The following is a 12,474-nucleotide window of genomic DNA, read 5'->3' as shown; positions in this document are numbered from 1 at the left end:
ACATAACTATTGTTTTGTCAAGACTTGAAATAATGCGGTCTTTAAGGTAAACTAATAAAGTTGGACGGATTTTTACAGAGTTGAAAACGCGTGGATGAGTGTATATGGAATTAATGATTGCTTATATAGAAGGAGGGAATAATCATGCCCAAACAGAAAATTCGCATAAGGTTAAAAGCTTTTGATCATATGGTGTTAGATCAATCTGCTGAAAAGATTGTTGAAACGGCAAAGAGAACAGGTGCAGAAGTGTTAGGACCTATACCACTTCCGACGGAGAGAGATGTAATTACAATACTGAGAGCGCCACACAAATACAAAGATTCGAGAGAACAGTTTGAGACAAGGACACACAAGAGGCTTATTGATATATTAAGCCCAACACCTAAAACTGTAGATGCATTAATGAGGTTGGATTTACCAGCGGGTGTCGATATAGAAATAAAATTATAAAATTAGGAAATTATGACGCGAAAGCGTCCGATGATTTCAGGAGGGTAGAAGATGAAAAAGGCAATACTAGGTAAAAAACATGGAATGACACAGATATTTGTGGGAAACGAAATGATACCAGTTACAGTTGTAGAAGCAGGTCCATGTGTAGTCGTTCAAAAGAAGACTAAAGAGAATGATGGATACGATGCTATACAGGTTGGCTTCGGTGATGTAAAAGAAAAAAGATTGATAAAGCCTTTAAAGGGCCACTTTGCGAAAGCAAATGTGCCATTTAAAAAGTATTTAAGAGAATTTAGATTGGATGATATATCAACGTATGAAGTTGGCAGCGAAATAAAAGCTGACATCTTTTCTGTTGGTGACAGAGTCGATGTTATTGGAACATCAAAAGGTAAGGGATTTGCAGGTGTCGTAAAAAGGTACAATGCCAATAGAGGACCTATGGCTCACGGTTCTAAATACCATAGAAGGCCAGGTTCAATGGGAGCTAGTTCAGATCCTTCAAGGACATTTAAAGGCAAAAAACTTCCAGGTCATATGGGGAATGAAAGAGTTACTATTCAAAACTTAGAGGTAGTGAAAGTTGATCCTGAAAAGAATTTGCTGCTTATTAAAGGTTCAGTGCCAGGAGTTAAAGGTTCGCTCCTTATGATAAGAGACACTGTTAAGAGCAAATAACGAAAGGAGGAAAATAGATGCCGAAGGTAGCGGTTTACAATATAAATGCAGAACAGATTGGTGAAATTGAGTTGAGTGATAATGTATTTGGCGTTGAAGTAAATGTGCCTGTCATGCATGAAGCGGTTTTAAATTATTTGGCAAACCAAAGGCAGGGCACTCATTCAACAAAAAGACGTGGCGAAGTTAGAGGTGGCGGCATTAAGCCGTGGAGACAAAAAGGTACTGGTAGAGCTCGCCAGGGAAGTATAAGAGCACCACAATGGGTAAAAGGTGGCGTTGTTTTTGGACCAAAACCTAGAGACTACAGTTACAACATTCCAAAGAAGGTTAAGAGACTTGCGTTAAAATCAGCGTTATCGTCAAAAGTTAGGGACAACGAGATAATAGTCATTGATGATATCAATATAGATGAGCCAAAGACTAAAAAAATTGCCGAGATGCTTAAAAAGTTTGACGTGAAGAATGCGCTTATTGTTATTCCTGAAGGTAAGGAAAATGTCGTTTTGTCATCTCGAAACATACCAAATGTAAAGGCTGTTTTTGCAAATAGCTTAAACACATACGATGTATTAAAATATGACAGATTCATAATTACGAAGGATGCTGTTAATAAAGTTGAGGAGGTGTATGCTTGATGGATGCAAGAGATATAATCTTAAAACCGGTTATTACGGAAAAAAGCATGAATCTGATGAACGAGAGAAAATACACCTTCATCGTCGATAAAAACGCTAATAAGATTCAGATAAAGCAGGCTGTCGAGGAGCTGTTTGGCGTTGATGTTGAAAAAGTCTATACAATGAACTACATGGGTAAATTAAAAAGAGTAGGAAGAAATGTCGGCAGAACTAATAGCTACAAGAAGGCTATCGTGAAGCTAAAACCAAATAGCAAAGGAATCGAATTCTTTGAAGGATTGCAAGCATAGTAGATCTATTTAAGGAGGGAAAACAATGGGTATAAAAAAATACAATCCTACATCACCTGGTAGGAGACAAATGACTGTTTTGACATTTGAAGAAATTACAAAAGACAAACCAGAGAAGTCCTTGACAGTCAGTCTCAACAAAACAGGTGGACGCAATGTATACGGCAGGATAACTGTGCGCCATCGTGGCGGCGGTCATAAAAGAAAATACAGGATCATTGATTTTAAAAGAGATAAAGATGGTGTACCAGGTAAAGTAGCTTCTATAGAGTACGATCCAAATAGATCAGCATTTATTGCTCTTATCCACTATCTTGATGGTGAAAAAAGATATATTATAGCACCATACGGATTAAAAGTTGGTGATATAGTAGAATCCGGTGAAAATGTTGATATTAAAGTAGGTAATGCGCTTCCACTAAGCCATATTCCAGTTGGTACATTTATTCACAATATTGAGTTAGTAGCAGGCAAAGGTGGACAGTTGGTTAGAGCAGCTGGTGCTATGGCTCAATTGATAGCAAAAGAAGGAGATTATGTGCAGGTAAGAATGCCGTCTTCAGAAGTAAGGCGCATTAGATCCAATTGTAGAGCTACGATCGGACAAGTATCTAATTTAGATCATGAAAATGTGACGATAGGTAAAGCTGGTAGGTCAAGATGGTTAGGTATAAGGCCTACAGTCAGAGGTTCAGTAATGAATCCTGTTGATCACCCACATGGTGGTGGTGAAGGTAAGGCACCTATAGGACATCCAGGACCAATGACTCCATGGGGCAAACCTGCTCTTGGATATAAGACGCGTAAGAAAAACAAATCTACTAATAAAATGATAGTAAAAAGTCGCAAAGCTTAGTTGGGAAGGGAGGCTGTAATTTTGAGTAGATCCTTAAAAAAAGGCCCATATGTTGATGAAAAGCTGCTTAAAAAGATAGAAGAAATGAATAAGAAAAATGAAAAAAAGGTTTTGAAGACATGGTCAAGGAGTTCCACTATATTCCCACAGATGGTTGGTCATACTATAGCAGTACATGATGGTAGGAAGCATGTACCTATCTATATAACAGAGGATATGGTTGGTCATAAATTAGGAGAATTTGCTCCAACACGTACGTTTCACGGCCATGCAGATACTGAAAAGTCTTCAAAAGTTCAATAGGCAAAGGAGGTAATAGCGTGGAAGCGAAAGCAGTCGCAAAATATGTAAGAATTTCACCTCAAAAAGCAGGCCTTGTTGTGAATTTAATACGCGGTAAAGATGTCAATGAGGCATTAGCGATATTAAAGTTTACTCCAAATAAGGCGGCAGGCATAGTGGAAAAAGTCTTAAAATCAGCTATTGCAAACGCTGAAAATAACTTAGGACTTGATAGAGACAACCTTTATGTTGCTAAAGCTGTTGCTGATCAAGGTCCTATAATGAAGAGAATGATGCCGAGAGCGATGGGTAGATCAAATTTGATGAGAAGAAGAACGAGCCATATAACAGTAGTAGTTGATGAAAAATAAAGGAGGGATAAAATGGGTCAAAAGATTAATCCTCGTGGCTTAAGAGTAGGTGTTTCACAAGATTGGTATGCAAAATGGTTTGCAAAGGATAAAGATTTTAGCGATCTTTTGATTGAAGATATAAAGATAAGAGACTATATAAAGAACAAAATTTATGCATCGGGTGTGCCGAAAATCGAAATAGAAAGAGCAGCTAATAGGATAAAGATTGATGTTTATACTGCAAAGCCTGGCATGGTAATAGGAAAAGGCGGAGCAGGTATTGAAGAATTAAGACAAGAAATCGAGAAGATGACGAATAAAAAAGTCGTCATAAACATCGTTGAGGTAAAGAATCCAGAGTTGGATGCACAGTTAGTGGCTGAGAATATTGCTTCACAGTTGGAGAGAAGAATTTCATTCAGGCGTGCAATGAAGCAATCTATAGCAAGAGCGATGAAACAAGGCGCTAAAGGTATAAAAATAGCTTGTTCAGGAAGACTGGCAGGAGCTGAAATTGCTCGTACTGAAAGATACCATGAAGGTGTTGTACCACTGCAGACATTAAGAGCTAATATTGATTATGGATTTGCGGAAGCAAATACAACATATGGCAAGATCGGCGTTAAAGTTTGGATTAACAAAGGAGAGATATTGCCACAGCCGAAGAAACAGGTAACAGCGGAAGGAGGCAAATAACCATGTTGATGCCTAAGAGAGTAAAATACAGGAAACAGCAAAGAGGCAGGATAAAAGGCAACGCTACAAGAGGAAATACGGTAAGCTATGGAGATTACGGTTTACAAGCGCTTGAAGGTGGCTGGATAACAGCAGTTCAAATAGAGGCTGCCAGGGTTGCGATGACAAGGTATATAAAGAGAGGCGGAAAAGTTTGGATAAAGATTTTCCCAGATAAACCTGTGACAGAAAAACCTGCAGAAACACGTATGGGTTCTGGCAAAGGATCGCCTGAATACTGGGTAGCTGTAGTAAAGCCAGGAAGAGTGCTTTTTGAGATAGCTGGTGTAAATGAGGATGTTGCAAGGGAAGCTTTAAGATTAGCTAAGCACAAACTGCCTATAAAAACGAAGTTCGTAAAACGTGAAGAATTGGGTGGTGAAGAGAATGAAGGCTAAAGAGATTAGAGAATTGACAGACGAAGAATTATTGCAGAAGCTTTCCGATTTAAAGGGAGAACTTTTTAACCTTAGGTTTCAACTTGCCACTGGACAATTAGACAATCCTATGAGAGTTAGAGATGTCAGAAAGTCTATAGCAAGAATAAAGACGATTTTGAGAGAAAGAGAACTTGGCAAGTTGAATGCATAGAAAGGAGGATTTAAATTGGAAAGAGGCATGAGAAAAGTTAGGATAGGAAAAGTTGTCAGCAACAAGATGCAGAAGACGATAGTTGTTGCTGTAGAAGATAGAATAAGACATCCACTGTACAACAAGATAGTAAGACGTACGAAGAAGTTTAAAGCACATGATGAAAACAATCAATGCAATATTGGTGATATAGTTAAGATAATGGAAACTAGGCCTTTAAGCAAAGAAAAAAGATGGAGGCTTGTTGAGATAATTAAAAAGGCAGAATGACTGAAAGGAGGTATTTGAGATGGTACAACCTCAAACAATATTAAAAGTTGCAGATAATACTGGTGCTAAAGAGATTATGTGTATACATTTGATGGGTGGTTCAACGAGAAAATTCTCTAATATAGGTGATATAATAGTTGCTTCTGTCAAAAGTGCAACACCCGGAGGTGTTGTAAAAAAAGGCGATGTAGTAAAAGCTGTCATAGTTAGAACGAAGAAAGGCATTGCCAGAAAAGATGGTACGTATATAAGATTTGATGACAACGCTGCTGTTATAATAAAAGACGATTTGCAGCCAAGAGGAACTCGTATATTTGGACCAGTTGCCAGAGAATTAAGGGAAAAAGACTTTATGAAGATAATTTCACTTGCACCGGAAGTTCTATAAGGAGGTGTAACAATTGGAGAGAAAAAAACTTCACGTCAAAACAGGTGATATAGTTACAGTAATATCTGGGAAAGATAAAGGAAAAAAAGGCAAAGTTCTTAAAGCATTGCCAAAAGAAGGCAAAGTTTTAGTTGAAGGTGTAAATGTAGTAACAAAGCATAAAAGAGCGAGAAGTCCACAGGATCAAGGTGGGATAATACATCAAGAAGCACCTATCTTTGCATCTAAAGTTATGTTATATTGCAACAATTGCGGCAAAGGAGTCAGATATGGTGTTAAAATTCTTGCTGATGGTGAGAAGATAAGATACTGCAAAAAGTGTGGAGAGACATTGTAAGTGAAAGGAGGTTTATCATGGCAAGGCTTAAAGATAAATATATAAATGAAGTAGTACCTGCTCTAATGGAGAAGTATTCTTACAAAAATATAATGCAAGTGCCAAAATTAGAAAAAATAGTTTTAAATATAGGACTTGGTGAAGCGAGGGAAAATCCTAAAGCGATTGAAGCAGCTTCGAATGATTTGGCTGTAATAACAGGTCAGAAACCTGTGGTTACGAGAGCGAAAAAGTCAATAGCTAATTTTAAAATTCGTGCAGGCATGCCAATAGGTGTTAAAGTCACATTAAGAGGCGAAAGAATGTATGAATTTGCAGACAAGCTGTTTAATGTAGCACTGCCAAGGGTTAGAGATTTCAGAGGACTTCCTACAAAATCTTTTGACGGTAGAGGAAATTACTCATTTGGAATAAAAGAGCAGCTTATATTCCCTGAAATAGATTATGACAAAATTGATAAGGTTAGAGGAATGGACATAATTTTTGTGACAACAGCAAAGAATGATGAAGAAGCGAGAACACTCTTGGAGCTTATGGGAATGCCGTTTGCTAAGTAAAGGAGGTATATAAATGGCCAGAAAGGCATTGATATTGAAGCAAAAAAAGACCCCTAAATTTAGTACAAGAGCTTACAACAGGTGTAAAATTTGTGGACGTCCACATGCATATATAAGAAAATATGGAATATGCCGTGTTTGCTTTAGAGAATATGCTCATCAAGGCATTATTCCAGGCGTAAAAAAGGCAAGCTGGTAAGAGGGGAGGTATTGAAATGACAGATCCAATCGCGGATATGCTTACACGTATAAGGAATGCAAACATAGTTAGACATGAAACAGTTGAAATACCAGCATCAAACACAAAAAGAGCGATAGCGATGATAATGCTTCGCGAAGGTTTCATTAAGGCAGTCGAGGAAATAGATGATGGTAAACAAGGTATATTAAAGATTACCCTTAAATATGGGCCAAATAAAGAAAGAGTAATATCAGGGCTTAAAAGAATAAGCAAACCTGGTTTAAGAGTCTATGCAAAAAGCAATGAAATTCCAAGAGTCTTAGGTGGTCTTGGTATGGCTATAATATCAACATCAAAAGGTATAATGACAGATAAAGAAGCTAAAAGAGAAGGTGTCGGAGGAGAAGTTCTCTGCTATATCTGGTAATTCTAAATAGGAGGTGTAAAGTGTGTCTAGAATAGGAAAACAACCAGTTGAAATACCGAAAGATGTAACAGTTACAGTAAACAAAAATCACGTTGTAGTGAAGGGACCAAAAGGTACTCTTGAAAGAGATTTTCCAAATTTGGTTGATATAGCTGTCGAAGATAATAAAGTAATAGTAACGAGAAGCAGCGATGATAAAGAAGCAAGGGCTATGCATGGTACGACAAGAGCATTGATTCAGAACATGGTAAAAGGCGTTAGCACAGGTTATGAGAAAAGCCTTGAGATCGTCGGAGTAGGTTATCGTGTGGCAAAGCAAGGGAAAAAGATAGTCTTAACTGTTGGATATTCACATCCTGTAGAAATTGAAGAAGAGCCAGGCATAGAGTTCGTTGTTGATGGAACAAATAAGATAACGGTAAAAGGCATTGATAAACAAAGAGTTGGTGAAGTCGCAGCAAACATAAGAAAAGTAAGACAACCAGATGCATACAAAGGAAAAGGTATAAGATATGTTGGTGAATATGTAAGGCTTAAAGAAGGCAAAACAGGTAAGAAGTAAGGGGTGATAAAATGATATCGAAAATCGATAGGAATATGACACGTAAAAGACGTCATCTTAGAGTCAGAAAAAAAATATCAGGAACGAGTGAAAGACCTAGACTTAGCGTGTACAAAAGTTTAAGCCACATATATGCACAATTAATTGATGATGTAAATGGAGTTACACTGGCACATGCATCCACATTAGACCCCGAGCTTAAGAGTGTTGCAAAGGGTGCTAACAAAGAGTCAGCAAAGTTAGTTGGAAAGCTGATTGCTAAGAGGGCGCTTGAAAAAGGAATAAAAGATGTTGTTTTCGATCGCGGCGGATATATGTATCATGGTGTTGTTAGAGAATTAGCAGACGCTGCAAGAGAAGGCGGTTTGAATTTTTAATAAGGAGGGAAATCATGGCTCGTATTGATATATCGAATCTTGACTTAAAAGAGAGAGTTGTAAGCTTAAATCGTGTTGCTAAAGTTGTTAAAGGTGGAAGAAATTTTAGATTTAGCGCAACGGTAGTTGTTGGAGATCCTGATAAAGGTTATGTTGGAGTAGGAACTGGGAAATCTGCAGAAATTCCTGAAGCAATCAGAAAAGCTGTAGAGGACGCGAAAAAACATCTGATTAAAGTTCCTGTAGTCGGTACAACAATCCCACATGATGCAGTTGGAGTTTTTGGAGCAGGAAAGGTATTATTAAAGCCAGCAAAAGAAGGTACAGGAGTTATTGCCGGTGGACCTGTACGTGCAGTTCTTGAATCAGCAGGTATTAAAGATATTCTGACAAAATCTTTGGGTTCAGCCAACTCTACAAACATGGTATATGCTACAATTGAAGGTTTGAAATCATTAAAAACTGCTGAAGAAGTTGCTAAATTGCGTGGAATCCCTGTTGAGCAATTGCTTGGATAGGAGGATTGAAATGGCAAAATTAAAAGTGACATTAGTTAGAAGCACAATAGGTCGCCAGAAGTCGCAAATAGATACAGTTAGAGCTTTAAAATTAGGGAAAATAGGCAGTAGCTCGGTTTTAGATGATATACCGCAAGTAAGAGGAATGATAAACAAGGTTAGACATCTGGTTAAAGTTGAAGAAGTGAATGAATAGGAGGTGTAGACATTGAGACTTCACGATTTAAAACCTGCAGAAGGTTCAAGAAAGGAAAGAAAAAGAGTTGGTAGAGGTATAGGCTCAGGTTTAGGGAAAACATCGGGACGTGGACACAAAGGCCAAAAGGCAAGAAGTGGTGGAAATATTAGACCGGGCTTTGAAGGTGGACAGATGCCTTTGACAAGGCGGTTACCAAAGAGAGGGTTCACTAACATATTTAAAAAAGAGTACGCTATCGTCAATTTAAGCGTGCTTGATAATTTTGAAGATGGAACTGTTGTAACTCCAGAGCTCTTAATTGAGAAAGGAATTATCAAAAAAATTAAAGATGGCGTCAAGATTTTGGGCTCAGGTGATCTCGGCAAAAAATTAACTGTAAAAGCACACAAGTTCAGCAAATCTGCTATAGATAAGATAGAATCAATAGGGGGAAAGGCAGAGGTGATATAAATGCTAAACAGCCTTGTCAATGCATGGAAAGTTGCAGACATCAGAAAAAAGATAATATACACAGTTTTAATGCTTTTGGTTTTTAGACTTGGATCACATATACCAGTTCCTGGTATCGATCCAAATCAAATCAAAAACATACTTGGACAAGGAACGCTTTTCGGGTTTTTTGATATAATTTCAGGTGGTGCATTCCGTGATTTCACAATATTCGCCATGAGCATTGTTCCTTACATCAATGCGTCAATCATTATGCAGCTATTGACTATAGCGATACCTTCATTAGAGCAAATGGCGAAGGAAGGCGAAGAGGGCAGAAAGAAGATTGCTCAATACACCCGTTATATGACAGTTGTGCTGGCTTTGATTCAGGCTATAGGCATGACTATAGGACTTAGAAGTGCTGTAATTCAACCTAATTTCTTAAACTTGACGATTATCGTATTGACATTGACAGCAGGAACATCGTTCCTGATGTGGCTTGGTGAGAGAATAACAGAAAATGGTGTTGGCAATGGCAGTTCGCTTATAATCTTCGCTGGTATTCTGGCCAGAATACCAAATATGGTATACACTACAGTGCAGTATGTTGGTGCGGGAACTGCGAATATATTTGGTGCAATAGCTTTTCTGATCGTGATACTTGTGATGGTTGTCTCAATCATTTTGATGTCTGAAGGGCAAAGGAGAATACCTGTCCAATATGCTAAAAGGGTAGTAGGTCGTAAAGTATATGGAGGACAATCAACCCACATACCGATAAGAATAAACATGGCGGGCGTAATTCCTCTAATATTTGCACTATCACTTCTGCAATTTCCCCAGCAGATAGCTACGTTTTTCCCAAAATCAGCATTTTACGCTTTTACAGAAAAATGGCTTGGAACGAATGGCTGGATATATAATATTTTGAATGTTCTCCTTATAATTTTCTTTACCTACTTCTACACTGCGATAATATTTAATCCTATTGAGATTTCTGACAACATGAAAAAATATGGCGGTTTTATTCCGGGAATTAGACCTGGAAAACCGACAACGGATTTTATCACAAGAGTAATGAACAGAGTGACGTTTGTGGGATCGATATTCTTAGCATTAGTTGCGGTGCTTCCTGTTATAATGATGAACGCGACTGGATTACAATTGTACTTTGGCGGTACGGCATTGCTGATCGCTGTTGGTGTAGCATTAGAAACAATGAAGCAGATAGAAGGACAGCTCATAATGCGTAACTACCAGGGATTCTTAAGATAGTCAGGGGGAGAATATATGAGAATCATATTGTTAGGACCACCTGGAGCTGGAAAAGGGACACAGGCGGAAAGCATAACTAGGGATTATAAAATACCTCATATTTCAACTGGCGATATCTTTAGGTACAACATTAAGAACAACACAGAACTTGGCAAATTAGCAAAGCAGTATATTGATAAAGGATTGTTGGTGCCAGACGATGTGACAAACAGGATAGTCGAAGATAGATTATCAAAAGACGATTGCAAAGGAGGTTTTCTACTTGATGGATATCCAAGGAATGTCTCTCAAGCAGAAGCTCTTAATAAATACTTAAGCGAAAGAAATCTAAAGATTGATCATGTGTTGAATATAGTAGTCGATAGAGATGAATTAGTGAAAAGACTTAGTGGCAGGAGAGTTTGTCCATCTTGTGGTGCCACATATCACATTTTCACAAAACCGCCTAAAGTTGAGGGAATTTGTGATAACTGCGGTGAAAAACTGATACAAAGGACCGACGATAACATCGATTCTGTTTTAAAGCGATTAGAAGTGTATGAAGATGAAACAAAACCACTTGTTGAATATTACGGCAATCTAAACTTGATACGGAATATCAATGGAAATAAACCTGTTAATGAAGTTTATGAGGAGATACAGGCATTAATAGGAGACGAATTTTAATGATATACATCAAATCAGACAGTGAAATTGCTTTGATGCGGTATGCTGGCAGGATCACAGGAGAAGTTCTGAATTTATTGGAAAAATATATTAAGCCGGGGATAACGACAAAGGAACTGGATGAAATTGCGGAAGACTATATACGAAGCAACGATTGTCAGCCGGCTTTTAAAGGACTTTATGGATTCCCTGCTACAATATGCGCATCAATTAATGACGAAGTTGTTCACGGAATACCAGGTTTAAGAAAGCTTAAGGAAGGCGATATTATAAGTATAGATACTGGTGCAATTTACCGTGGATTTAATGGTGATGCAGCGAGAACTTTTGCTGTCGGAAAAATTAGTGATAATCTTCAAAAGTTGATAGACGTCACGAAGCAAAGTTTTTTTGAAGGCATAAAAATGGCAACTGAACAGCACAGATTATCTGACATATCAAATGCAATACAATCATACGTTGAAAAGAATGGGTTTTCGGTTGTTAGGGAATATGTAGGGCATGGGATAGGCAAGAAAATGCATGAAGATCCTCAAATACCCAACTATGGTCCGGCCGGAAGGGGACCAAAGCTTAGGTATGGCATGACCCTGGCAATCGAGCCTATGGTCAACGAAGGGAAATATAATGTAAAGATAAAAGAAAATAATTGGACAGTCGTAACAGCTGATGGAAGTGCTTCTGCACACTATGAAAATACGATACTCATAACAAAAGGCGAGCCCGAAATCTTGACATTAGTGTAAGAGGTGAATTTAATGGATGATACCTCAATAGGCCGAATAGTCAAATCAAAAGCTGGGAGAGATAAGGATAGAGTTTTTATAATTGTTGGAGTTGCCGACGAAAAACACGTGCTGATTTCTGATGGCGAGTTGAGAAAAATTGAAAAGCCTAAAAAGAAAAAATTGATTCATCTTCAGAAGTACAATGAAGTGGACGAAAAGATAAAAGAAAAAATATTGAGTGGAAAGACTGTCACAAATGCTGAGATAATTGAAGCTTTAAAACAGTTTAAGTGTGAAGAATAAGGAGGGTATGATATTCTTGGCAAAGGATGATGTTATCGAAGTTGAAGGTAAAGTAATAGAAGCTTTACCCAATGCAATGTTTCAGGTGGAACTTGATAATGGTCATAGAATTTTAGCGCATATCTCTGGTAAGCTTAGAATGAATTTTATCAGGATTCTACCTGGGGACAGAGTTACGCTTGAATTATCCCCATATGATTTGACAAGAGGAAGAATTGTATGGCGCGGTAAGTGATAAGGAGGTATAATAATGAAGGTAAGACCATCGGTAAAGCCGATTTGCGAAAAATGTAAAGTTATAAAGAGAAAAGGCAAAGTAATGATAATTTGTGAGAATCCTAAGCACAAGCAAAAACAAGGTTAGGAGGTGTA

27 protein-coding genes are annotated in these 12,474 nt (G+C 37.9%); all 27 read left to right on the top strand.

Annotated features, from left to right (window positions below):
* Positions 1-144: 144 nt before the first annotated feature.
* The 27 genes from rpsJ to rpmJ are packed head-to-tail and all read left to right on the top strand — an operon-like array spanning position 145 to position 12,466.
* Positions 145-453: a 30S ribosomal protein S10 gene (gene rpsJ / locus GSH73_RS11325; RefSeq protein ID WP_014757923.1), complete on the top strand. Its 309-nt coding sequence runs from the start codon at positions 145-147 to the stop codon at positions 451-453.
* Positions 454-504: 51 nt separating this feature from the next.
* Entirely contained in the window at positions 505-1,134 is a 630-nt protein-coding gene (gene rplC / locus GSH73_RS11320; RefSeq protein WP_014757924.1) for a 50S ribosomal protein L3, read from the top strand.
* Positions 1,135-1,151: 17 nt separating this feature from the next.
* Positions 1,152-1,772: a 50S ribosomal protein L4 gene (gene rplD / locus GSH73_RS11315; protein ID WP_014757925.1), complete on the top strand. Its 621-nt coding sequence runs from the start codon at positions 1,152-1,154 to the stop codon at positions 1,770-1,772.
* Entirely contained in the window at positions 1,772-2,065 is a 294-nt protein-coding gene (gene rplW / locus GSH73_RS11310; protein ID WP_013787151.1) for a 50S ribosomal protein L23, read from the top strand. Before rplD ends, rplW begins: the two co-directional genes overlap by 1 nt.
* Positions 2,066-2,090: 25 nt before the next feature.
* Complete coding sequence (gene rplB / locus GSH73_RS11305) at positions 2,091-2,921, top strand: 50S ribosomal protein L2 (protein WP_014757926.1); 831 nt, start codon at positions 2,091-2,093, stop codon at positions 2,919-2,921.
* A gap of 21 nt (positions 2,922-2,942) precedes the next feature.
* A complete protein-coding gene (gene rpsS, locus GSH73_RS11300) occupies positions 2,943-3,224 on the top strand; it encodes a 30S ribosomal protein S19 (RefSeq protein WP_013787153.1) in 282 nt (93 codons plus the stop codon).
* A 17-nt stretch (positions 3,225-3,241) separates the two neighbouring features.
* Positions 3,242-3,574, top strand: a complete 333-nt coding sequence (rplV, locus tag GSH73_RS11295; protein ID WP_014757927.1) for a 50S ribosomal protein L22 — start codon at positions 3,242-3,244, stop codon at positions 3,572-3,574.
* Between the two features lie 12 nt (positions 3,575-3,586).
* Positions 3,587-4,252, top strand: coding sequence for a 30S ribosomal protein S3 (rpsC, locus tag GSH73_RS11290; protein WP_013787155.1), 666 nt, complete (start codon positions 3,587-3,589; stop codon positions 4,250-4,252).
* Positions 4,253-4,254: 2 nt separating this feature from the next.
* The gene (gene rplP, locus GSH73_RS11285) at positions 4,255-4,689 is read left to right on the top strand and encodes a 50S ribosomal protein L16 (protein WP_014757928.1); all 435 of its coding nucleotides are present in this window, start codon (positions 4,255-4,257) and stop codon (positions 4,687-4,689) included.
* Positions 4,679-4,882 carry a 50S ribosomal protein L29 gene (gene rpmC, locus GSH73_RS11280; RefSeq protein WP_013296985.1) on the top strand — a complete coding sequence of 68 codons (204 nt, stop codon included), beginning with the start codon at positions 4,679-4,681 and terminating at the stop codon, positions 4,880-4,882. Before rplP ends, rpmC begins: the two co-directional genes overlap by 11 nt.
* Before the next feature lie 15 nt (positions 4,883-4,897).
* On the top strand, positions 4,898-5,152 hold the full coding sequence (gene rpsQ / locus GSH73_RS11275; RefSeq protein ID WP_013787157.1) for a 30S ribosomal protein S17: 255 nt from the start codon (positions 4,898-4,900) through the stop codon (positions 5,150-5,152).
* 19 nt (positions 5,153-5,171) lie between these two features.
* Positions 5,172-5,540: a 50S ribosomal protein L14 gene (rplN, locus tag GSH73_RS11270; protein ID WP_014757929.1), complete on the top strand. Its 369-nt coding sequence runs from the start codon at positions 5,172-5,174 to the stop codon at positions 5,538-5,540.
* Positions 5,541-5,553: 13 nt separating this feature from the next.
* Positions 5,554-5,877 carry a 50S ribosomal protein L24 gene (gene rplX, locus GSH73_RS11265; RefSeq protein ID WP_013787158.1) on the top strand — a complete coding sequence of 108 codons (324 nt, stop codon included), beginning with the start codon at positions 5,554-5,556 and terminating at the stop codon, positions 5,875-5,877.
* 17 nt (positions 5,878-5,894) lie between these two features.
* Positions 5,895-6,434 (top strand): 50S ribosomal protein L5, encoded by a 540-nt coding sequence (gene rplE / locus GSH73_RS11260; RefSeq protein WP_014757930.1) that lies wholly within the window; start codon positions 5,895-5,897, stop codon positions 6,432-6,434.
* 13 nt (positions 6,435-6,447) lie between these two features.
* Positions 6,448-6,633, top strand: coding sequence for a type Z 30S ribosomal protein S14 (locus GSH73_RS11255; RefSeq protein ID WP_013296990.1), 186 nt, complete (start codon positions 6,448-6,450; stop codon positions 6,631-6,633).
* 10 nt (positions 6,634-6,643) lie between these two features.
* The gene (gene rpsH / locus GSH73_RS11250; protein WP_038068973.1) at positions 6,644-7,042 is read left to right on the top strand and encodes a 30S ribosomal protein S8; all 399 of its coding nucleotides are present in this window, start codon (positions 6,644-6,646) and stop codon (positions 7,040-7,042) included.
* A gap of 22 nt (positions 7,043-7,064) precedes the next feature.
* Positions 7,065-7,604: a 50S ribosomal protein L6 gene (gene rplF / locus GSH73_RS11245; RefSeq protein ID WP_014757932.1), complete on the top strand. Its 540-nt coding sequence runs from the start codon at positions 7,065-7,067 to the stop codon at positions 7,602-7,604.
* An 11-nt stretch (positions 7,605-7,615) separates the two neighbouring features.
* A complete protein-coding gene (gene rplR / locus GSH73_RS11240) occupies positions 7,616-7,981 on the top strand; it encodes a 50S ribosomal protein L18 (RefSeq protein ID WP_014757933.1) in 366 nt (121 codons plus the stop codon).
* A gap of 14 nt (positions 7,982-7,995) precedes the next feature.
* Positions 7,996-8,499, top strand: coding sequence for a 30S ribosomal protein S5 (rpsE, locus tag GSH73_RS11235; protein WP_014757934.1), 504 nt, complete (start codon positions 7,996-7,998; stop codon positions 8,497-8,499).
* Between the two features lie 10 nt (positions 8,500-8,509).
* Positions 8,510-8,695 carry a 50S ribosomal protein L30 gene (gene rpmD, locus GSH73_RS11230; protein WP_013787164.1) on the top strand — a complete coding sequence of 62 codons (186 nt, stop codon included), beginning with the start codon at positions 8,510-8,512 and terminating at the stop codon, positions 8,693-8,695.
* A gap of 12 nt (positions 8,696-8,707) precedes the next feature.
* Positions 8,708-9,148 carry a 50S ribosomal protein L15 gene (gene rplO / locus GSH73_RS11225; protein ID WP_014757935.1) on the top strand — a complete coding sequence of 147 codons (441 nt, stop codon included), beginning with the start codon at positions 8,708-8,710 and terminating at the stop codon, positions 9,146-9,148.
* Complete coding sequence (gene secY, locus GSH73_RS11220; RefSeq protein WP_014757936.1) at positions 9,149-10,405, top strand: preprotein translocase subunit SecY; 1,257 nt, start codon at positions 9,149-9,151, stop codon at positions 10,403-10,405.
* A gap of 15 nt (positions 10,406-10,420) precedes the next feature.
* A complete protein-coding gene (locus GSH73_RS11215; RefSeq protein ID WP_014757937.1) occupies positions 10,421-11,071 on the top strand; it encodes an adenylate kinase in 651 nt (216 codons plus the stop codon).
* Positions 11,071-11,817: a type I methionyl aminopeptidase gene (map, locus tag GSH73_RS11210; RefSeq protein ID WP_014757938.1), complete on the top strand. Its 747-nt coding sequence runs from the start codon at positions 11,071-11,073 to the stop codon at positions 11,815-11,817. The genes GSH73_RS11215 and map overlap by 1 nt, the downstream gene beginning before the upstream one ends.
* Before the next feature lie 12 nt (positions 11,818-11,829).
* Entirely contained in the window at positions 11,830-12,102 is a 273-nt protein-coding gene (locus tag GSH73_RS11205; protein ID WP_014757939.1) for a KOW domain-containing RNA-binding protein, read from the top strand.
* 16 nt (positions 12,103-12,118) lie between these two features.
* Entirely contained in the window at positions 12,119-12,337 is a 219-nt protein-coding gene (infA, locus tag GSH73_RS11200; protein WP_013297001.1) for a translation initiation factor IF-1, read from the top strand.
* A 15-nt stretch (positions 12,338-12,352) separates the two neighbouring features.
* Entirely contained in the window at positions 12,353-12,466 is a 114-nt protein-coding gene (gene rpmJ / locus GSH73_RS11195) for a 50S ribosomal protein L36 (protein ID WP_013787170.1), read from the top strand.
* Positions 12,467-12,474 lie beyond the last annotated feature (8 nt).

This window comes from Thermoanaerobacterium aotearoense, from assembly GCF_009905255.1.
Classification (GTDB): Bacteria; Bacillota; Thermoanaerobacteria; order Thermoanaerobacterales; family Thermoanaerobacteraceae; genus Thermoanaerobacterium; species Thermoanaerobacterium aotearoense.
The sequence above is the reverse complement of the archived record's forward strand: the minus strand, read 5'-3'. Positions and strand labels throughout refer to the sequence as shown.

Bases quoted from the DNA above. Each gene is read 5' to 3' on its own strand.
- rpsJ (WP_014757923.1), top strand. From the start codon at position 145: ATGCCCAAACAGAAAATTCGCATAAGGTTAAAAGCTTTTGATCATATG.
- rplC (WP_014757924.1), top strand. From the start codon at position 505: ATGAAAAAGGCAATACTAGGTAAAAAACATGGAATGACACAGATATTT.
- rplD (WP_014757925.1), top strand. From the start codon at position 1,152: ATGCCGAAGGTAGCGGTTTACAATATAAATGCAGAACAGATTGGTGAA.
- rplW (WP_013787151.1), top strand. From the start codon at position 1,772: ATGGATGCAAGAGATATAATCTTAAAACCGGTTATTACGGAAAAAAGC.
- rplB (WP_014757926.1), top strand. From the start codon at position 2,091: ATGGGTATAAAAAAATACAATCCTACATCACCTGGTAGGAGACAAATG.
- rpsC (WP_013787155.1), top strand. From the start codon at position 3,587: ATGGGTCAAAAGATTAATCCTCGTGGCTTAAGAGTAGGTGTTTCACAA.
- rplP (WP_014757928.1), top strand. From the start codon at position 4,255: ATGTTGATGCCTAAGAGAGTAAAATACAGGAAACAGCAAAGAGGCAGG.
- rpmC (WP_013296985.1), top strand. From the start codon at position 4,679: ATGAAGGCTAAAGAGATTAGAGAATTGACAGACGAAGAATTATTGCAG.
- rplN (WP_014757929.1), top strand. From the start codon at position 5,172: ATGGTACAACCTCAAACAATATTAAAAGTTGCAGATAATACTGGTGCT.
- rplE (WP_014757930.1), top strand. From the start codon at position 5,895: ATGGCAAGGCTTAAAGATAAATATATAAATGAAGTAGTACCTGCTCTA.
- GSH73_RS11255 (WP_013296990.1), top strand. From the start codon at position 6,448: ATGGCCAGAAAGGCATTGATATTGAAGCAAAAAAAGACCCCTAAATTT.
- rplR (WP_014757933.1), top strand. From the start codon at position 7,616: ATGATATCGAAAATCGATAGGAATATGACACGTAAAAGACGTCATCTT.
- rpsE (WP_014757934.1), top strand. From the start codon at position 7,996: ATGGCTCGTATTGATATATCGAATCTTGACTTAAAAGAGAGAGTTGTA.
- rpmD (WP_013787164.1), top strand. From the start codon at position 8,510: ATGGCAAAATTAAAAGTGACATTAGTTAGAAGCACAATAGGTCGCCAG.
- secY (WP_014757936.1), top strand. From the start codon at position 9,149: ATGCTAAACAGCCTTGTCAATGCATGGAAAGTTGCAGACATCAGAAAA.
- GSH73_RS11215 (WP_014757937.1), top strand. From the start codon at position 10,421: ATGAGAATCATATTGTTAGGACCACCTGGAGCTGGAAAAGGGACACAG.
- map (WP_014757938.1), top strand. From the start codon at position 11,071: ATGATATACATCAAATCAGACAGTGAAATTGCTTTGATGCGGTATGCT.
- GSH73_RS11205 (WP_014757939.1), top strand. From the start codon at position 11,830: ATGGATGATACCTCAATAGGCCGAATAGTCAAATCAAAAGCTGGGAGA.
- rpmJ (WP_013787170.1), top strand. From the start codon at position 12,353: ATGAAGGTAAGACCATCGGTAAAGCCGATTTGCGAAAAATGTAAAGTT.